At 59.9% G+C, this 19,477-nt stretch carries 19 protein-coding genes; all 19 read right to left on the bottom strand.

Annotation, left to right across the window (positions count from 1 at the left end):
- Nucleotides 1–29: 29 nt before the first annotated feature.
- Nucleotides 30–1,424 (bottom strand): signal recognition particle protein, encoded by a 1,395-nt coding sequence (gene ffh, locus ACFPPD_RS25170; RefSeq protein ID WP_209746962.1) that lies wholly within the window; start codon nucleotides 1,422–1,424, stop codon nucleotides 30–32.
- A gap of 83 nt (nucleotides 1,425–1,507) precedes the next feature.
- On the bottom strand, nucleotides 1,508–1,858 hold the full coding sequence (gene ylxM, locus ACFPPD_RS25165; RefSeq protein ID WP_209746964.1) for a YlxM family DNA-binding protein: 351 nt from the start codon (nucleotides 1,856–1,858) through the stop codon (nucleotides 1,508–1,510).
- Nucleotides 1,859–2,054: 196 nt separating this feature from the next.
- A complete protein-coding gene (locus ACFPPD_RS25160) occupies nucleotides 2,055–2,375 on the bottom strand; it encodes a hypothetical protein (RefSeq protein WP_209746967.1) in 321 nt (106 codons plus the stop codon).
- 107 nt (nucleotides 2,376–2,482) lie between these two features.
- On the bottom strand, nucleotides 2,483–2,968 hold the full coding sequence (locus tag ACFPPD_RS25155) for a hypothetical protein (protein WP_209746969.1): 486 nt from the start codon (nucleotides 2,966–2,968) through the stop codon (nucleotides 2,483–2,485).
- Nucleotides 2,969–2,999: 31 nt separating this feature from the next.
- Nucleotides 3,000–4,229: a pyridoxal-phosphate-dependent aminotransferase family protein gene (locus tag ACFPPD_RS25150; RefSeq protein WP_209746971.1), complete on the bottom strand. Its 1,230-nt coding sequence runs from the start codon at nucleotides 4,227–4,229 to the stop codon at nucleotides 3,000–3,002.
- Nucleotides 4,226–5,488 carry a Zn-dependent hydrolase gene (locus ACFPPD_RS25145; RefSeq protein ID WP_209746973.1) on the bottom strand — a complete coding sequence of 421 codons (1,263 nt, stop codon included), beginning with the start codon at nucleotides 5,486–5,488 and terminating at the stop codon, nucleotides 4,226–4,228. Before ACFPPD_RS25145 ends, ACFPPD_RS25150 begins: the two co-directional genes overlap by 4 nt.
- 13 nt (nucleotides 5,489–5,501) lie before the next feature.
- Entirely contained in the window at nucleotides 5,502–5,873 is a 372-nt protein-coding gene (gene uraH, locus ACFPPD_RS25140) for a hydroxyisourate hydrolase (protein ID WP_209746975.1), read from the bottom strand.
- Nucleotides 5,870–6,826 (bottom strand): factor-independent urate hydroxylase, encoded by a 957-nt coding sequence (gene pucL, locus ACFPPD_RS25135; RefSeq protein WP_378083785.1) that lies wholly within the window; start codon nucleotides 6,824–6,826, stop codon nucleotides 5,870–5,872. The genes uraH and pucL overlap by 4 nt, the downstream gene beginning before the upstream one ends.
- 45 nt (nucleotides 6,827–6,871) lie before the next feature.
- A complete protein-coding gene (uraD, locus tag ACFPPD_RS25130; protein ID WP_378083782.1) occupies nucleotides 6,872–7,387 on the bottom strand; it encodes a 2-oxo-4-hydroxy-4-carboxy-5-ureidoimidazoline decarboxylase in 516 nt (171 codons plus the stop codon).
- Nucleotides 7,384–7,887 (bottom strand): (2Fe-2S)-binding protein, encoded by a 504-nt coding sequence (locus tag ACFPPD_RS25125; RefSeq protein WP_209746977.1) that lies wholly within the window; start codon nucleotides 7,885–7,887, stop codon nucleotides 7,384–7,386. The genes uraD and ACFPPD_RS25125 overlap by 4 nt, the downstream gene beginning before the upstream one ends.
- Before the next feature lie 25 nt (nucleotides 7,888–7,912).
- Nucleotides 7,913–10,186: a xanthine dehydrogenase subunit D gene (pucD, locus tag ACFPPD_RS25120; RefSeq protein WP_209746979.1), complete on the bottom strand. Its 2,274-nt coding sequence runs from the start codon at nucleotides 10,184–10,186 to the stop codon at nucleotides 7,913–7,915.
- On the bottom strand, nucleotides 10,176–11,108 hold the full coding sequence (locus ACFPPD_RS25115; RefSeq protein ID WP_209746980.1) for an FAD binding domain-containing protein: 933 nt from the start codon (nucleotides 11,106–11,108) through the stop codon (nucleotides 10,176–10,178). The genes pucD and ACFPPD_RS25115 overlap by 11 nt, the downstream gene beginning before the upstream one ends.
- A gap of 97 nt (nucleotides 11,109–11,205) precedes the next feature.
- Entirely contained in the window at nucleotides 11,206–12,135 is a 930-nt protein-coding gene (locus ACFPPD_RS25110; protein WP_209746983.1) for an ABC transporter permease, read from the bottom strand.
- 15 nt (nucleotides 12,136–12,150) lie between these two features.
- The gene (locus ACFPPD_RS25105; protein WP_378083863.1) at nucleotides 12,151–13,227 is read right to left on the bottom strand and encodes an ABC transporter permease; all 1,077 of its coding nucleotides are present in this window, start codon (nucleotides 13,225–13,227) and stop codon (nucleotides 12,151–12,153) included.
- A 50-nt stretch (nucleotides 13,228–13,277) separates the two neighbouring features.
- The gene (locus ACFPPD_RS25100; RefSeq protein ID WP_209746986.1) at nucleotides 13,278–14,813 is read right to left on the bottom strand and encodes an ABC transporter ATP-binding protein; all 1,536 of its coding nucleotides are present in this window, start codon (nucleotides 14,811–14,813) and stop codon (nucleotides 13,278–13,280) included.
- A complete protein-coding gene (locus ACFPPD_RS25095; RefSeq protein WP_209746988.1) occupies nucleotides 14,761–15,453 on the bottom strand; it encodes a nucleotidyltransferase family protein in 693 nt (230 codons plus the stop codon). The genes ACFPPD_RS25100 and ACFPPD_RS25095 overlap by 53 nt, the downstream gene beginning before the upstream one ends.
- Nucleotides 15,368–16,459, bottom strand: a complete 1,092-nt coding sequence (locus ACFPPD_RS25090; protein WP_209746990.1) for an XdhC family protein — start codon at nucleotides 16,457–16,459, stop codon at nucleotides 15,368–15,370. Before ACFPPD_RS25090 ends, ACFPPD_RS25095 begins: the two co-directional genes overlap by 86 nt.
- Nucleotides 16,460–16,477: 18 nt before the next feature.
- Nucleotides 16,478–17,812 (bottom strand): 5'-deoxyadenosine deaminase, encoded by a 1,335-nt coding sequence (locus tag ACFPPD_RS25085; protein ID WP_209746992.1) that lies wholly within the window; start codon nucleotides 17,810–17,812, stop codon nucleotides 16,478–16,480.
- 49 nt (nucleotides 17,813–17,861) lie between these two features.
- The gene (locus tag ACFPPD_RS25080; protein ID WP_209746995.1) at nucleotides 17,862–19,466 is read right to left on the bottom strand and encodes a PucR family transcriptional regulator; all 1,605 of its coding nucleotides are present in this window, start codon (nucleotides 19,464–19,466) and stop codon (nucleotides 17,862–17,864) included.
- Nucleotides 19,467–19,477 lie beyond the last annotated feature (11 nt).

The following is a 19,477-nucleotide window of genomic DNA, read 5'->3' as shown; positions in this document are numbered from 1 at the left end:
AAAAGTTGCGGTGCTAGGGAATCCGTTCGTCAGAACGGGAACTTCATGCCTTTGCCGCCGAGCATGTTTTTCATGTTCTTGAGGCCTTTCATGCCGCCCATGCCGCCTTTCGGGCCTTTCGGACCCATCATGCCGGAAAACTGCTTCATCATCTTCTTCATGTCCTCGAATTGCTTCAGAAGACGGTTGACGTCGGCGATCGTCGTTCCGCTGCCGGCGGCGATCCGCTTGCGACGGCTGTAGTTGATGATGTCGGGCTTCTGCTTCTCGTTCTTCGTCATCGACTTCGCGATCGCTTCGGTGCGCGCGATCTGTTTCTCGTCGATTTTGAAGTTCGGGTTGTTTTTGAGCTTGCCCATGCCGGGCATCATATCGAGGAGCTGCTCGATAGGTCCCAGCTTGCGAACCTGCTCCATCTGCTCCAGGAAGTCGTCGAAGGTAAAGTCGGCGGTGCGCATTTTGCGCTCCATCTCTTTGGCCTTCTCCGAGTCGATGTTCTCCTGCGCTTTCTCGATGAGCGACAGCATGTCTCCCATGCCGAGAATCCGCGAAGCCATCCGGTCCGGGTGAAACGCTTCTAGCTGATCGATCTTCTCGCCGGTGGAAGCGAATTTGATCGGGCAACCGGTGACGGCTTTGACGGAAAGCGCCGCGCCGCCGCGGGTATCGCCGTCGAGCTTCGTGAGCACGACGCCGGTAAGCGCGAGCTGCTCGTGGAAGCTCTGGGCCACGTTGACCACTTCTTGGCCTGTCATCGCGTCGACGACGAGAAGCACTTCGTCCGGATCGACCGCGATGTGAATATCCTTGATCTCCTGCATGAGCTCCGCGTCGATCTGCAAGCGACCCGCCGTATCGATCAGCACGTAGTCGTTGCCTTGCTCCTTCGCGAGCTGCACGCCTTGCTTCGCGATCTCGACGGGGCTAACCTGATCGCCGAGCGTAAATACCGGAACGCCGATCTGCTCGCCGAGCACTTGCAGCTGCTTAATCGCGGCAGGCCTGTAAATATCGCCCGCGACGAGCAACGGCTTGTGGTTCTGCGATTGCAGCAGCTTGGCCAGCTTGCCGCTCAGCGTCGTTTTGCCGGCGCCTTGCAAGCCCGCCATCAGCACGATCGTCGGCGGCTTGTTCGCCTTCGCGAGCTTCGACTGCGTGCCGCCCATCAGCTCGGTCAGTTCTTTGTTGACGATGTCGATAATGACCATCGCCGGGGTGAAGCTCTTCTGCACTTCTTGTCCGAGCGCCTTCTCCTTCACCTTGCCGATGAAGTCCTTGACGACTTTGAAGTTGACGTCCGCTTCCAACATCGCGAGGCGAACTTCGCGCATCGCGTCGTTAATATCGTCCTCGGTTACTTTGCCGCGTCCCCGCAGCTTGCCGAACACGTTCTGCAGCCGGGTAGACAATCCTTCGAAAGCCATTTGCCCATCCCTCCCTCGGAACGGTTTGTTTACGCCTTGTTCGTCGTTCTATCGGCGGGCCCGCTATAAGCGTCTCGCTAAGCTTACTCCGCGCCACGCAGCATTGCCGCCGTTTCCGTCAGCGTCCGGCGCCATTCGGCCGGAAGGCCGGCGATCTGCGTCTCCAGCAGCTCGATGCCCGCATGGAGCTTCTCGTGCCGGGTCGCCAGTCCGAGCTTCGCCTCGTATTCCTCCAGCACTTGCCCGGCGCGCTTCAGATGCTCGTACACCGCTTGCCTGCTGATCCGAAAATCGGCCGCGATCTCGCCTAAAGTATAATCATCGTGAAAGTAACATTTCAAGAACGTCTGTTGTTTGTCGGTTAACAAAGGTCCGTAGAAATCATACAACGCATTGATTCGGTTCGTCTTCTCAAGCGCGTTCTCCCCGTTCACAATGGCTGCTCCCTTCGTCGCCTCGCGTCAAGTAAAAATGCTTTACACCTCGACCGCTTCACCTATGTTACCGAATCGCCGGGCGGATGTCAAGGAGAAAACCTTAACAGGAGAACACCATTGCGAACTTAAAGTGAGACATAATAAAAATGCCCGCTCCTGACGCACTTAACAAGGTGCGAAAGGCGCGAGCCTGTTATCTGGAACGCATATCTCTGACTGCCATCTCGGCAGGAGCAAGTCTTGAACCTGCCTTCCTGACAATGGGTGCGCGTTGACGTTTGACGCCGACTTTTTGCGTAGCTTTGATAATTTCAACGGGACTTTTCGGACCTCTAGCGACACCGGGACCGATTGTTTTCAGCCGCATTACCATCTTATCGAGCTTAATATAATATCGGTGGAACACTTTGAGCGCATCGGGCAATCCTGCGTTTCTTCGTTTCAAAATATCTTCCACCACTGTTTTTTTGTAGCCGCTAGCCATCTTCTTGCGAAGGATTTCCTGCTGCGTCATAGTAGTCCCACTCCTCTCGGTAATTTTCCGAATTTACGTTTTCAAGATACTTCAGAGGATTATACTTATAATATCCCTTTAATTGTAACGTACTATTCAGTTTTTGTTCAAAGAAAGCGACTTGATCGCCCAACTGCAGCATTCTCCCAAAACCAATCAAAATCCGATTTGCTATATAATTTCCGGTTCGACTTTCTGAATTCGTCAATAATATCGCCTGTATTGTTATCGGCCATCGGGCCGCATACGATTTGAGGATGATCGTCGCCGCAACTGCAGACGCCGGGCTCGCCGCGATATCGGTGTTGCAATATAAAACTCGCCCAAGCCCTACTCTCGCCTCTGAAATCGAGCAAACCGATATTTTCGCCTAAGTAGTCATTAGGCTTGCAAGCCATAACCGCTATGGCAGGAATATCGCTATCCTCAATGATCAGATCAAGCATAAGACCCAATTCGGATTCACCGCCCGCCACTCGCTTCATATCGCCAATTAACTGTCGAATTGACTTCCGGGCCCATCGCGCATTCTCCGATTTTTCCTGCCAAACGCCGGGTAAGCGCTCAGAAACACAAAAACCATCCAAGCACATTCAATGCCTTGGATGGTTAATGAAGAATTTCTCAATTTTCCGCGTAAACGTCAAGGGCCGCTTGAAGCGCCGCCCCCGCGTCCACCTTGACGCCGTGGCGGATCAATGCCGCTTCGAGCGCGCCGAGCACGTGCAGGACGTTTTTGCGGCTGCAGCTATAGCCCATCGTGCCGATACGCCAGATTTTCCCCTTCAGCGGACCGAAAGAGCTGGCGATCTCGATGCCGAACGAGTCCAGCAGCAGGCTTCGCACCGACTCCCCGTCCACCCCTTCCGGTATGTCGACGCACGTCACGACGGGAAGCTTGCACGACTCGTCCCCGTACAACGCCAGCCCCATTGCGCGGAGCCCCGCGACGAGCGCGGCTTCCTGTCGCCGATGACGGTCGAAGCGCGCTTCCAACCCTTCCGCCAGCGCGATCCTGAGTCCTTCGCGGAGCGCGTACAGCATGGAGGTCATTTCCGTATGATGGTTCAGGCGAAGCGGGCTCCAGTAGTCTTGAAGCTGGCCAAGGTCGAAATAATTGCTTCGAACGGAACCGCCGCCGCTGCCTGGCGCCGCGCCCGGAGTTGCCAGTCCCCGCTCGACCCGCTTGCGCTTCAGCACCTTGCGCTCCGCCCGCTCGTTGTAAGTGATCGGCGCCATGCCGGAAGGGACGGACAAGCATTTCTGCGTTCCGCCGATAACCGCGTCCAGGCACCACGCGTCGGCTTCGACGGGAACGCCGCCGATCGTCGCGACCGCGTCGACGACGAGCAACGCGTCAAGCTCCCGGCAAGCGCGGCCGATATCGGCAAGCGGCTGCATCCGCCCCGTCGACGTCTCGCCGTGAACGATCGCGACGAGGTCCGGTTTCTCCCGGCGAACGGCGGCGATCACTTCTTCCGGATCGAATACCGATCCCCACGGTTTCTCCAGCACCGTCACTTCCGCTCCGCAGCGCTCGGCGATTTCTTGCAGCAAATAACCGAACCTGCCGAAGATCGGCACGAGCACTTTATCCCCCGGCTCGATCAGGCTGACGAGCACCGCCTCGATGCCCGAACGCGACGTGCCGTCGATCGGATAAGCCCAACGGTTGTCCGTTCGGAACAACGAGCGGAGCATCGCCATCGTATCGTTCATGAGCGAAGTGAATTCCGGGTCGAACTGGCCGAGAATCGGATAAGACATCGCCCGCAGCACGCGGGGATCGACCTCGACCGGTCCCGGCGTCATGATCGTGCGGGGAGAAGGATTCAGTTCCGCCCACCCGCTCATGACGCCGTCTCCTCGTAGGCGAGTTCGTACAGCAACGACGCCAACACCGATACGCCGTCCGCCAATTGCTCCGGCGACGTGTATTCGTCCGGAGAGTGGCTTATGCCTCCCCGGCTTGGCACGAAGATCATCGCCGTCGGGCAGACGGGCGCGAACAGTTGCGCGTCGTGTCCCGCTCCGCTGAACATTCTCCGGTTCGACAGGCCGATGCCCGCGCATACCCGCTCCGCTTGCTCGGTCAGTTCGAGGCTCATCGGCACCGGCGTCGTCGCGAGCCATGGCGTGATCGTCATGCCCAATCCGCGCCGATTGGCGATGTCCTCGTATTCCTGGATCAAGTAATCGCAAAACCACGATAACGTCCCTTCGTTGTCGTGGCGAATATCGAGCGTGAACTCGACCGTGCCCGGAATGACGTTCGGGATATTCGGGGCGACCTGCATTCTGCCGGTCGTCGCGACGAGAGACGCCTTCCTGGCCGCAAGCAGCTCCAGCCGGACGATCATCTCCGCGGCGCCGGCCATCGCGTCCGTTCTCATATTCATCGGCGTCGTGCCGGCATGGTTCGCTTCCCCGCGCAACGTTACGGAATACCGGCGCTGCCCGACGATGCCTTCCACGATGCCGATCTGCTTCGCCATTCTTTCCAATAGGACGCCTTGTTCGATGTGAAGCTCGACGAACGCCCCCAGGTCGTAGCGCCGGCTATCCGGCTGGTCTTCGCGGCCGAAGCCCGAAGCTTCCATCGCCGCGGCCAAGCTCGTGCCCTCCTCGTCCTTCAAGTCGCCGCCCCCGCGCCAATCGAGGGAGCCCGTCATGTTGCCGGAGCCCCAGTACGCGATCGGGAACCGGCTGCCTTCTTCCTCGCAGAACGAGACGACTTCGAGCGGACGCTCCGGCGTTCCCCGCGACTCCTTGAGCTTCTTGAGCGCCGCGATGCCGCCGAGAATGCCGTAAGCGCCGTCCAGATGGCCGCCGTGCCGCACCGTGTCGACGTGGGAGCCGGTCAAGACGACCGGCGCCTGCGGATCCCGCCCTTCCAGACGCCCGATCAGATTGCCGACCTTATCCCAGCGGACGGCAAGCCCCGCTTCCTTCATCGTTTCCGCCAGATAGTGTTGCGCTTCTTTCCAAGAATCGGTGTAGAGCAGTCTCGTGACGCCTCTATCCGATTCCCCGTCGCGATCGCTTCTCGCCGCCAGTCCGTCGATTCTTTCTCCCAACCATGCCGTGTCCCCGAATCGGATCGTCTCTCCCATCGCGAACGCCTCCTTAACTCCCTCGATATGTGCTGTACCCGGCCGGCGCGACGAGCAACGGCACGTGGTAATGGCTACCCGGATCCGCGACGCGGAAACGAATCGGAATGCGGACGAACAGCAGCGGCTCCACGCCGCGTTCGTCCTTGAAATAACGCCCCGCTTCGAATACGATCTCGTACTCGCCGGCCCGGAACGCCTCTCCGGCCAATAAAGGCGCGTCTACCCGGCCGTCCGAATTAATGATCGCGTCCGCGATCCGCTCCATCGCCCCGTCCTCGCCGGCCGCGCGCCATAACGACACCGCCATGCCCGCCGCCGGAACGCCGTGCGCCGTGTCCAGCACGTGCGTCGTGATGCGCCCTCCGGCGCCCGCTCCGCTCATGCCGATCCCGCTTCCGCCAGATCGTCGCGCGATACGGTGAAGCCTTGGAAGCCGTAAGGCGGTCGAGGCTCCGTATAGACGCCGGGCTTGCCGACGCCTTCCGGATCGACGATCGTCTCCCACGTGCGGTTGTTCGATTCGAAGAACACTTGCTCGAGCTGAGGAAACCTTTCGAGAACGCGCAAGCCGATCCGGTAGATCAAATATTGGATCGAAGGCGTATTGAATTCGTGGAAGACGTGATGCGCGATGTCGCGAACTTGCTCGGCGGCCACGTACTTGTCGCCTCCGAACGCGTCCGTCGGATCGCCGTACGTCCAATTAACGTTAAGGTAGATGAACAACGGACGGTCGAAGCTTTCCGGCAACGTCGTGTATTCGTCCCTGACGAAACCGAAGAAGGAGCTTCCGCTCACTTTGATCAATTGCAAGTCCGCCACGCCCGAACGGTGACCGACGATTCGCGCTTCTCCCCCCGCTTCCGAGCGTTCGAATTCGAGCCTCGCGTGCGCTTTCTCGTTATGGGACGGACGGTAGACGAGCTTGCTCGGTTCGAAACCGTCCGCCCCCGCCACCTGCACCCGGCTGAACGGAATGCGGGTCGCTTCGATGTCTATCGCCGTAATATGCGGATATTTTTCGAGGAATCTGTCGCTAATATAAGCGAGCAATCCTTCGGTCGTGCTTCCTTCGTACGAGGAGGCGTTCCGGAGAATGAAATTTTTCATCGAATCGGTCGCGACCACATGGGCGTTGTCGCCTTCCGTGAACGAAGTCAGCAGCGTCTCCGCGCCGACGGCGAATTTAATGTTATGGGCGAAAATCACGTTGACGTCCCCGTCGTAGGCGGATTCCGCGATCGGCCCCACCGAGAGCGGCTTCGCGTACGTCCGGTAAGTGAGCACGTCTCCCTTGCCGTAATAGAGCGTGCGTCCGCTGTTCAATTTGCGCATCGTTTCCCTCTCCCCATCCTGCGTGAACTTGGCTTTCCAACCTATTTAGCCTTCCAGCAAATCCTCCATCCGGAACGCCGCGATTTTCGCGATTTCCCCTAACGCGATTTCTCTTTCTTCCTCGACCGTATGCTCGACCCTGATCTTCATCGCGACCAGAATCTCGTTCTTCCCTTTTCCTTTCACCGCCATAATGAAAGGAAAACCGAACTTCCCGGTGTATTCGCGATTGAAGGCGGCGAACTTATCGTACTCTTCCTGCGTCAACTGGCTTAAGCCAGCCCCTTGCTGCTCCGCTACCGAATACGCGGTCATCACTTCAAGCCGGGTCGCCAAGTCCGGATGGCCGCGGAACAAAGCCGTGATCTCTTCCTCCGGCGCGGAACGGACGATGTCCATCATTTTATCGTGCAGCTGCTTGCGCGTCTTGAACGGTCGGCACTCCCAGGCTTGGCCCGCCACCCACGGCGCGTGCTCGAACACGCCGCCGAGCACTTCGGTGAATTGTTCCTTGCTCATTTTGCTCACGACGAGCATCGGAATGCCGGATTTCGTTTTCATGTCGATATCCTCCCTAACGTAACGGCCCGGCGGACGGAACGAACGATGCCGCCGTAGCCCGTGCATCTGCATAAGTTACCCGATAGCGCTTCTTCGATGTCGGCCTCGCTTGGATCCGGATTGCGGCTAAGCAACCCTTTGACGGAGACGATCATGCCCGGCGTGCAATATCCGCACTGATAGCCGCCCTCTTCGAGGAAAGCCTGCTGGATCGGGTCGATCTCCTCGCCAGCGATGCCTTCGATCGTCGTGATTCTTTTTCCTTCGCATTGATATGCCATCGTCAGGCACGAGTTGACCGGCTTGCCGTCGACGAGCACCATGCAAGCGCCGCACCTGCCGATTTCGCAAGAAACTTTCGTTCCCGTCAAGCCCAGGTCGTCCCGGAGAACGTACAACAGCCTGCGGGCGGCCGGAACGTCAAGCGTCACCGGATGTCCGTTGATCTCGCATTCGAGCCCGCGATCCGCGCGGCGTTCCGCCAAATGATTGTTGATCATCGGTCTCCACCTCCCAAGCTTGGTTTTATTCCGCCGGTTTCCCGAGAAAATCGGGTAACTCCTGCAGCAGCTCCGGATCGATCGGAAGCTTGACGATCCGTTTGCCCGTCGCCCGGAACACCGCCTCGGCGATGGCCGGCGCGATGCCGACGGAGCCGATTTCCCCCACTCCGCGGGGGCCGTGTTCGTCGCCTTCCGGCAGCTCCTCGATCGCCAGCACTTCGATGTCTTTGCCGATATCCGCCCACGTCGGGATCAAATACGTATCGAGGTTGCGGGTCAAATAAGCGCCTTGCTCCATGACCGCGTCTTCCGTCAGGGAGAATCCGACCGCCATGCCGCTTCCGCCTTCGATTTGACCGAGGAAGCCTTGCGGATTCACGACCGGCCCCGCCGCGACCGCGTGGAACTCCTTGAGCAGCTTCGTCCGTCCGGTCAGCAAGTTGACTTCGACTTGGACGGCGACGGCGGAATACGAGTACAAATAATGCGCGCCGACCCGTTTCGTCGGGGAAGCCGGGAAAGGAAAATGCGTTTGGAACCGGATTTCCTCCGACACCGAATCGGCAAGCTCTTTATACGTGAGCATCACTCGTTCTCCCGCCGCGTCTCGAATGCCGCCGACGCCTACCCTCAAGCTCTCTTCGGGAAGTCCGAGCGCTTTCGCGCCCTCCTCGAGCACTCTTTGCAAGAACGGGCCGCGAAGCCGTTGCAGCGACTTCCACATCATGCTCGTCGCCCGCGACGCGGTTGATGAGCCGCTATGGGGAACGCGATCCGTATCCCCGATGACGATGCGTAAATCGCCTTCGCCGATGCCGAACTGCTCCAACATCATGAGCTCCAACGTCGCGATCAGCCCTTGGCCGAATTCCTCGTAGCCGAAGATCGCTTCGATCTTGCCGTCGGCCGCGAGCGCCAGCATCCCGCCCGCCGGATCGGGGATGCCGAAGCCGAGCCCGGAACCGTGCATGACGAAGGCGGCTCCCGTGCCGACTCGCAGCCACGGCTTATCCGGATCCGAAAGCATGTGATCGCGGCCGAGCCAGAGCGGATGCTCCGCGAGCGCGGTCCACGTCTGCCGGACGCCGTCCGTCCGAACGATTTCCTGACCGAAAGGACCGGGATCGTCCGGTTCCCGCAAGTTCATCCGGCGGAAATCCCACGGATCGATGCCGTGCCGTTCCGCTAACCGGTCCATTTGGCCTTCCAACGCGAAGATCGCCTGATTGCCGCCGAACCCCCGGAATTCCCCCGATACTCCGTTATTCGTGTAGACCGATACGCCTTCGACGTCGACGTTCGGGAACCGGTAAGGACCGGTCACGTGCTCGATCGCGAAGTTAAGCACTTCCGCCCCCAGAGTCGCGTAAGCGCCGGTATCGGCGACGATGCGTACCCGATGGGCGAGCAGCCGGCCTTCGGCGTCGGTGCCCGTCTTCATCGTTATGCGCATCGGATGCCTCTTCAACCCGGCCCGCACCGATTCCCAGCGGGAATTGTGCATCTTGACCGGCTTGCCGCTCTTCAGCGCGAGCAGCGCGCCGTAAGGCTGGACGTTTAATTCGTCCTTGCCGCCGAACGAACCGCCGATCGGGCTCGACACGACCCGAATGTTGAATTCGGGAAGCGCCAGTACGCGGGCTAGCTGCATCCGGTCCTTGTACCCATGCTGGGTCGGGGAATATACCGTGAGCCGACCGCCTTCCTCCGGGATAAACAAGCCGCCTTCCGTCTCCATGTACGTATGCATTTGCCGCGGCGTATCGTACGTCTCTTCGACGACGTGAGCGCAGCGGGCGAACGCTTCGTCCGCGTCTCCCGAGCCGTACTGGTTGCGATGCAGCACATTGCCTCCGGGATGCAGCTTCGGCGCCCCCTTCGACATCGCGAGCTCGGGACTGTCGATAACCGTCAGCGGGATATATTCGACCTCGATCAGCGAAAGCGCCCGCTCCGCGATGTCCGCCGTCTCGGCGGCGACCGCGGCCACGGCGTCCCCGACGTAACGGACGCGATCCTCGCACAGCACCGGCTGGTCGGGATTGACGATGCCGAACCGGTTCAGACCCGGCACGTCGGCATGCGTGACGATCGCGTGGACGCCGGGCAGCCTCTTCGCCTTGTCCGTCCGTATCGACACGATGCCCGCGTGGGCGAACGGACTTCGAAGCACTCGGCCGATTAATTGGTCTTCATGCTTCATATCGGTCAAATACGCAAGCTTGCCGGTGACCTTCTCCGGTCCGTCCGGCCTGACGCGCCATCTGGCGCCGCTTGTCGTTCGGTTAAGCGCCATCTCGGTTCGCCTCCTCGCCGGCAGCCGCGGACGCGGAGCGCGACTTCCATAATTCCGTCACGACGAGATTCGCCGCCGTTTTCTTGCGGTACGCGTCCGTCGCGAACGGATCGCTTTTCGGTTTGTAACCGTTCATGACGGCTTCGTGCACGTCCCGCAGCAATTCCGCGCCGATCGGCTGGCCTTTCAGCAGCTTCTCCGCGCCGTGCAACCGATGCGGGAGCGTCTGGCCGCCTCCGGCAGCGATCGTAATGTCGGCGATGCTCCCATCCGCCTTCATGCCGCCGCCGAGGGCGACGGTGACGAGCGAGGGCGTGAACGCCTCCCGCCGGCCGACTTTATGGTACGCGCCGAAACGGCGCGGTACGAGCTCGGTAGCTTTGACGTACGGCACGATGATGCGAAGCAGCAAGTTGGACGCCTTCGGCAATTGCACTTGCAGCCGTTCCGCCCACTCGAACGCGTCTTCCGTGACGGCGCTAAGCCCGGTGCACCATTCGAACTCCGCCTTGCAGACAATGAGGGCGGGCAGCGAATCCCCGACTCTCGAGACGACGTTGCCTCCGACCGTCGCCAAGTTCCGGACGGACGCCGCGGCGATCGAGCCGATCGCGGAAGCAAGCATCGGACAACGCTCGGCGACCCTGGCATCGCGCCGGCATTCGCCGAGCGTCGTCAACGCGCCGATCGTCAAGGCGCGATCGTCCTCCTCGATGCCGCTTAAGCCGGGAATGCCGCTTAGATCAATGAAATGCTTCGGCATCGTCGCCTGCCCGGATTCCCACTGGGTACGAAGCAACGTGCCTCCCGCGACGTAAGCCGAATCGGACTCGAGCAGCCGCTTGAACGTCCACGCCTCCGTCACGTCGCGGGGATGCCATACGGAGGGCGACATCATCGTGTTTTCCGGACTGGATGCCATCGCGAACCCCTCCTACACGCTTTATTTTTAATTGCAATTTCATTTTAATCGAAGTTCAAACTTCGTGATCAAAATCGGGCTTTTTGAACAACCTCTCTCAGAATCTCTGTTCCCGAATGTAGGGTAGCCCCAACGACTCGGGCGCCCCCGACGGCTTGTTGCGGTTTCTCCAGCCTAAGTACATGAGGACGAGAATGGTGACGATGTAAGGAATCATTTTCAAGAAATACGAAGGAATGTGGCTGCCGAGCAATTGGAACCGGAACCCGATCGAATCGAGAGCGCCGAAGAAGTACGCGCATAGCATCGCCCGGATCGGATTCCATCTGGCGAAGATAATGAGCGCCACCGCGATCCAGCCTCGGCCCGACGTCATCCCTTCGGTCCAAGTCGGCGAGTAGACGAGCAGCATGTCCGCGCCCGCCAATCCGATCAGCATCGAACCGACGACGATGTAGCCGTAACGGAACGGCTTGACGCGAATGCCCATGACGTCCGCCGTCGGCGGATTGTCTCCGATCGCCCGAAGATGCAGCCCCCACGACGTACGGTGGATGAACAGGTGCATCGCGACGACGAGCAGGAAGCTGAACCACGTCAGCACGTCCAGATGGGCGAACAAATCGCCGATCAGAGGAATCGGCTCCAGCGCCGGCATGTGCAGCTTCGGCACGGAACCCGGAATCGGGTTGCCGCTGTACGGCTTGCCGAGGTACGCGCTAAGTCCGGCTCCGAATAGCGTCATGGCGAGGCCGGATACGATCTGGTTGCTGACGAGCGAGACGGTAAGCAACCCGTGAATCGCGCCGAGCGCCGCGCTGACGGCGAATACCGCTAGCAGAGTCAACGCCAAGCTGCCCGTATGCAGGTAAGTGATGCAGGCGACGACCGCCCCCATCAGCATGAGCCCTTCGGCGCCAAGCTGAACGATGCCGGAACGTTCGATCAGAATGCCCCCGAGAGTCGCGAACAGGAGAGGAGTACCCGAACCGACGGCGGCGACGATAATTTGAATGAGCATATCCATCGTGTTGGTCCCCCCTTAGCCTTGTCGCCTGATTCGGAATTTACCGAACGTGTCGCCGGCGATGAGGAAAAACAAGATCGCCCCTTGAAGCATGTTCGAGATCGAAGAAGGCAATCCGATCGTCTGAACGCTGTATCCGCCGACGATAAGCCCGCCGAACAGGAACGAAGCGACGACGAGGCCGACCGGGTTAAGCTTCGCGAGCCATGCGACGATGATCGCCGTATACCCGTAACCGGGCGAGATGCCGTACATGAGACGGTGCGTCACGCCCGACACTTCGCTCATGCCCGCGAGGCCGGCTAGTCCGCCGCTGATGAGCATAACGATAATGATGTGCTTCGAAATGCGGATGCCCGCGTTTTTCGCCGCTTCGGCGTTCGCCCCGATCAGCCTCAGCTCGTAGCCCCACCGCGTATAGCGGATCGTGAACCAATACAGGACGACGACGACGATGGCGAACGCAAGGCCCAGATGAAGCCGCGTATCTCCGAGCACCGGCAATGATTGCGCCCCGTTGAAGAGCGGCGTGCCCGGGAAGTTAAAGCCTTTCGGGTCTTTCCAAGGACCGAAAACGACGTAGTTCAGCGCGAGCAGGGCGACGTAATTCAGCATCAAGGACGTAATCAGTTCGTTGACTTGAAAATAGGTGCGCGGGAGCGCGGTTAGCAGTCCCCAGAATCCGCCGGCCGCGATGCCGAACACGACCATGAGCGGAATCGTCCAGTGCGCCGGAAGATCCGGAAAATAGATCGTGACCGCGGTAGCCGCGATCGCCCCCGCCGCGAATTGCCCTTCCGCGCCGATGTTCCATACCGAGATCCGGTAAGCGATCGATACGCCGAGGCCGCATAGCAGGAGCGGGATCGATTTGACGAGCGTTTCCGTTAAGCCGAACGCGCTTCCGAACGCTCCGGATAACAATTTCTTGTATACCGGAAAAGGATTCATGCCGTTCGCCGCGATGAAGATGCCGCAGGCGACGAGGGCGAGCAGCACGGAGCCGATCGTCACGAGCCATACGTTCGCTTTCTTGCTAGGGTCGTATTCGAGCCGGTAAGGGAACCGGAACGTCCCCGTCTTGGTCTTCATGCCGCCGTCCCGTTCGCCCAGGGACGGTTCGGCGGCGATTTTCGCGTCGCTCATACCGCTTCCTCCCCTTCGTCACGCAATCCGGCCATATATCGGCCGATTCGTTCGCGGTCCGCTTCCCCGCGTTTCAATTCGCCGATGATAGCGCCGTTGTATAGTACGAGAATGCGATCGGACAGCTGCATGACCTCGTCCAAATCTTCCGAAATGAGCAGAACCGACTTGCCGTCGTCCCGCAAGTTCGCGAGAAGCTTATGAACGCCCTCGGTCGCTCCGATATCTAGCCCTTGCGTCGGGTGAACGGCGATCATAAGCAGCGGCTGCCGATGAATCTCCCGGGCGAATAGCAGCTTCTGCTGGTTGCCGCCGGACAGTTGCTGGACCGGCGTATCGAGATCCGGCGTCTTGACGTCGAATAGCTCGACGAGCTCCTGCGACCATTGCCTGTTGCGTCCGATGCGAAGAAAGCCGAACAGCGACCGTTCCTTCGTCCGGTAGGACTTGAACAGCAAGTTGTCGACGATGCCCAAGCTGCCCGCGAGACCGCTTTTCATCCGATTCTCCGGTACGTGGGAAATGCCCGATTCGATCGCTTGCCTGACGGAAGCGGATTTCATTTCCCGGCCGTTGAACACGATCCGTCCGCGCTTCCACGGCAAGAGGCCGGAAAGCACTTCCGCGAGCTCCTTCTGGCCGTTGCCGGCGACGCCCGCGACGCCTACGATTTCTCCTTCGTGCACTTCGAGCGACAGCTGATCGAGCGCCTTGCGCCCGTGCTCCGCGTGCACGTCTAGATGTTGCACGCTAAGCAGCGACTTGCCCCGCTCTCGGGACGACATCTCGCGCGGCGGCGCCACTTCCTTGCCGACCATGATCTGCGCGAGCTCGCGTTCGCTCGTATCGCGCTTGTCGACCGTATGGATCATGCGGCCTTTGCGCATGACCGAGATACGGTCGGCGACGGCCATCACTTCCTTCAGCTTATGCGTCGTCAGAATAACGGTTTTGCCTTCCGCCTTCAACTGCTCCAACGTCGAGAAGAGCTGCGACGCCTCGCCGGGCGTCAGCACCGAAGTCGGCTCGTCGAGGATGATGTAACGGGCGCCCCGGTACAGCGTCTTGACGATTTCCACCCGTTGCTGCTCGCCGACGGACAATTGCCAGATCGGCCTGTCGACCGGGAAAGGCAGGCCGAACTTCTCGGAGATAGCGCGGATTTCGTCCTGCTTCTCCTTGATCCACTTCGGTCCGCGCCAGAACGAGGACTTTTCTCCGAGCACGATATTCTCGGCCGCCGTCAACGTCTGCACGAGCCGGAAATTTTGGAACACCATGCCGACGCCGAGCTGCGCCGCTTCTTTGGGCGACCGGATGCGCACCGGTTCGCCTTGGAGCCGGATCTCGCCGCTCGTCGGCCTGTAGACGCCGGAGAGCATGCACATCATCGTGCTCTTCCCCGCCCCGTTCTCTCCGAGTAACGCATGGATTTCTCCCGCTCCCGCGGTAAAATCGACCTGGTCGTTCGCGACCACTTTACCGAAATGCTTGCATATTCGACGCATTTCCATCGCCGGATTTCCGCTCATCGTCGTTGCCCCCTCTTTCTATCCAACCTTTCCATCTTTGGCGGGCTTCCCGCAAATCGAAAGGCGTATCGATATCGAATTCCATTTGATTCGACGGCATTTCCGCGAACGCTCCGCGGTACCTTACGGACGACAGCAGCTTGCGCGCTCCCGTGTCGCCTTCCAATTGCCCGAGCGCGCCGAACATCGAAGGCGCGAACAACACCGGCGGCAGCGCCGCGTCCATCCCTTGGCAGGCGACGTAATCGACTCCCGGATGGCGAACGTACTCGCCGATCAGCCTGCCGAATAGCTCTTTGGTTACGAAGGGCTGGTCCGCAAGCGCGACGATGACCGCGTCCGGACGGTAGCGGTACGCATCCTTCATCCCCGCGCGAAGCGAATGCGACATGCCTCGCGGCGAATCCCCGCACGGCACGATGCGAACGCCATGACCGCTCGGCGCGCCGTCTTCGGCCAGCCACCCTCCCGCGTCTGCGGGCCGAACGACGACCGAGATGTCTCCGATGCTCTCGCAGGCACGCATTTCCTTCAGCGCGATCGCGCCGAGCGGCCTACCGGGCGCAAGCTCCAAGATAAGCTTCGGCACCGACATTCTGCTGCTTTGCCCCGCCGCCAAATAAATGCCCGCGATACGCAATGGCGCTCTCTCCCCGAAGTTTTGTCCGCGCGTTTCTCGTCTGGATCAACTGCGCGACGACGCTGACCGCGATTTCTTCCGGACCGTCCGCCCCGATGTCCAAACCGACCGGAGCATGAATGCCCTCCGCGCCGTCTAGCCCGTCGAGCAGTTGCCCGACGCGGCCGCGGGAACCCATGATGCCTACGAATGGCGGCTTCAAGGGCAATAGCTTCTCCAGCATCTCCCTGTCTTTGCGAAGCTGGTGACCGCAGATCAGCACGTAGTCCGACGAAGCCAGCTTCAGCTCCCCGGCGATTTCCTCCGCCGTGCCGACCGCGAACCCCGCGCCCGGGAATCTGCGCTCCTCGCATAGCGACCTGCGCCAATCCCCGATCGCGACGCGGAAACCGGATAACGCGGCGAGCCGGGCGATCGGAACCGTGCCGTCGTCGGCGCCGAAGACGAACAAACGCGGACGAGGACGGAACAGGGTCGAGAAGAGCGGCGAACGACCGGTCTCCCTGACGGCATCTCGTCTCGGTCCGGAAGGCTCCTTGCGTCCCGTTCGTTCCCGAGCGGATGGCCTGCTATCCGAGGACAATAAGCGGAAGCCATCGTCGAACGACTTGCCCGCCGGATAACGCAGCCATTCGACCGTCGTTCCCGCCTCGACTTCCTCGTAAACCCGAGTAAGCGCTTCGAGCCGAGCCGCGCCGAGCGGCTCGAGCACGATCCGGATGATCCCTCCGCAGCCGATCGCGTCTCCCCATACGACGTCTTGCTCCGGGCGAAGATCGTACGCGACGATCTCCGCCTCTCCCGTCTCCAGCAGTTCGCCGGCTCTCGCCGACAAGTCCGCTTCCAGGCACCCGGGGCTTAAGCTGCCGATCGTCCCTCCGTCCGGAAGAAGCAGCATCGACGCCCCCGGCTTACGATAGGAATGGCCTTCCGTCTCGACGATCGTCGCCAGCACGGCCGGCTTGCCGACACGGAAGGCATAAGACAACACGTTGTAGCCGTCCATCCCGCCGCCCTCCTTCGGTTATCCGATTCTTTCGAGCAAACGCCGGAGCGTCGAGTCCGACTCCGCCAGCACGGTGCGCCGGTCGATCGTGCGTACGATTTTCCCTTGCATGACGATCTCGCCGTCGATGAGTACCGTATCCACGTCTCCCCGCGTCGCCGCGTAGACGACCCGCGAGAACCAATCCGCGTCGTAAGAAGGATAGACGTGGAAATCTTCCAAGTCGAGCAATTGCAGATCGGCCAGCTTACCGGCCTCGACGCTGCCGATCTCGCGCTCCATGCCGAGCACTTCCGCGCCGCCCATCGTCGCCATTCGCAGCACGGTCCGGGCGTCCATTTCCGTCGGTCCGTGCTTGATTTTCTGCATGAACGCTGTTAACCGCATTTCCTGGAACATGTCGAGATTATTGTTGCAGGGCGCTCCGTCAGCGCCGATACCAACCTTAATGCCTTCCCTGAGCAGCTCGGGCACTTGGGCGACGCCCGAAGCCAGCTTCAGATTGGAGCCCGGGCAATGCGTCACTTTCACGCTGCGGTCGCGAATGATTCTCTTCTCTTCGTCGTTCAGCCAGATGCTGTGCGCGAGAATAAGATTCGGCTTCGCGAGGCCGATATGGTCGAGGTATACGACGTTGCGCATGCCCCGTTCGGCTTCCACGAGCGCGATCTCGTCCTTGTTCTCCGAAGCGTGGGTATGCACCTTGACCTTGTATTGCTCGGATAGATCCCGTACGCCGACGAGCAGCTCCTCCGTGCAGGAGACGACGAACCGGGGACAGAAGGCGTATTGGATCCGTCCGTTGGCCGCGCCGTGCCATCTTTCGAGCAAGTCGACGCTTTGCTGCAGCGAATCCTCCGTCCGTTCTTGAAGCGGCAGAGGCACTTCCGTGCCGTGATCCATCATCACTTTTCCGGACAGCGCGCGCATGCCGCTTTGTTCGATCGCGCGGAACGCGGCGTCCGTATGATGGACCGTCTCCATGTCCAGAATCGTCGTCGTCCCGCTGCGGATCAACTCGCCCAGGCCCAGCATCGCCGAATAGTACACCGACTCTTCGTCGTGCGCCGCCTCGAGCGGCCATATTTTCCGGCGGAGCCAGTCGATCAACGCAAGATCGTCGGCCCTTCCGCGGAATAACGTCTGGCACAGATGAATATGGGTTTGAACGAACCCCGGAAGAAGCACTTTCCCCTCGGCTTCGATGACGACGTCCGCCTTTTCGGCGATCTCCGCCTCGATGTCTCCGACCGCCTTGATCGCGTTCCCCTCGATCAGAACGTCGCCTTTCACGATATCGTTGTTCGCGTTCATCGTCATGATGACCGCGCCCCGGATCAGTTTCGTGCCCATCGCTTCCGCCTCCTCCATTTTGCGATCGCTTTTTGCGGTTACCGCCCAGTTACCTCGCGCGTTCCGCCGTCGCCGGCTCCCTGCCGAGCAGTCTCTTGAACAGAAAAGCGAGCTTCAGTCGAAGCACGTCGTCGATCCGCTTAAAGTCGACTTCGAGCAGTTCGCCGAGCTTCTCTATGCGGTACGTTGCCGTATTGCGATGAATGAACAACCTCTTCGCTGTTTCATTCAATTGGCCATCGTTGTCCAAATAAGTCTCGAGCGTCCTCATCATTTCCTGCACGTATTCCGGGTCGCGCCCGATTAAGCCGCCCAACCATCTGTCGCAGAAGGCTTTCATTTTCTCCTTCGGCACCGATTCGAATATAAACGCCATGTCTAGCGTCTCGAACTTCAGAAGCCGGTCGTTCATCCGCCAATCCTTCGCGAGACGTAGCGTTTGCCTGCATTCGTCGAACGCCTCGAACAACTGATCGGGCTTCTTTTTGCCGGAGCTAAGCGCCGCGGTCGGCACGTCGGCCCTGTCGGACTTGCCCGAGAAGCAGGAATGTAGCGCGGACAGCACGCTTTCTCCGCCGTCGTCCGCCCGGTCCGGAAACACGGAGAGCACGCCTTCTTCCACGATGACGTGTACGCCCTTCAATTCCTGCAGCCTGGCATGGCTTAAATACTCTCTCTTGAGCACTTCCAGCTTCTCCGTCCGGACGTCGGGTTGCGACGAAGACGGGAAATCGGTCAGCGCGCATCGGTACGAAGGGCTAAACAGGTCGATTTCCCAACGATGCTCGTATTCCGCGACCGTCTCGATCGGCAACCCGTGCTTCAGGTGGCGTTTGATGAGCAACCCGAAATCCTTCTGCGCGGAATGTTCGAAATAATCCTCGTAATTAAAGTTCAAATGGTAGGAAAGCAATTCTCCGGTTTGCAAGTACAGTCCCTCTTCGACAGAGGAAAGCAGCATGCGCGTGTTGAAAAATAGAGCGTAACCCGTGCACTGGTCCTGTTTCATGAGCGGAACGCGGTACGCTTGCCAATCGTTCATCTTGATCCATTTGGCGCGGGGGGAATACTGCTTTTCGTCCGCCAAATCCCCTTCCGGGACGCCGGACGAGGCGTACACGAGCTGGCCTCGCGAGCCGATGACGGCGAACGGTTCGCCGATGACGTCGGCGATCGCTTCGAACAGCCGGTGGATCGGTTCGGCTTGGAGGGCGAAGCGCATGAGCCTCACCTGCTTGGCGAGCACTTCCTGAAGAATGCCCGTATTGCGTTTCATCTCGGCTTGGAACAAGCCGTTCATTTGATCGGAGAACGTGAATTGATAGGGAAGCTCGATCAACGGAAAACCGAGCGCGTCGGCTTGCTCGGCGAGATTGTCCGGAATCGTTTTCCAGAAACGCCCGAGCTTGATGCCGAGCCCCGCGCACCCTCTTTCATTGAGCTTGCGCAGCAGCTTCATCGCGTCTTCCGGATCGTCCTTCAGCAAATAGGCGGTCGTAAGCAGCATCTCGCCTTCCTTGATCCAATCCGTAATGTCCGGCGCGTCCATGACGTTAACTGATTTCACGACCCGATGGGAGCCGGAACGTCCCGCGATTAATTTCCCTTCGGACAGAGGATATACGGACAACGCTTGCTCGACGGTCAGAAACATCGGCGTCCCTC

The sequence above is a fragment of the Cohnella suwonensis genome (assembly GCF_042655365.1).
Classification (GTDB): domain Bacteria; phylum Bacillota; class Bacilli; order Paenibacillales; family Paenibacillaceae; genus Cohnella; species Cohnella suwonensis.
Note: the sequence above shows the minus strand (reverse complement) of the source record. Positions and strands in the feature narration are given on the sequence as shown.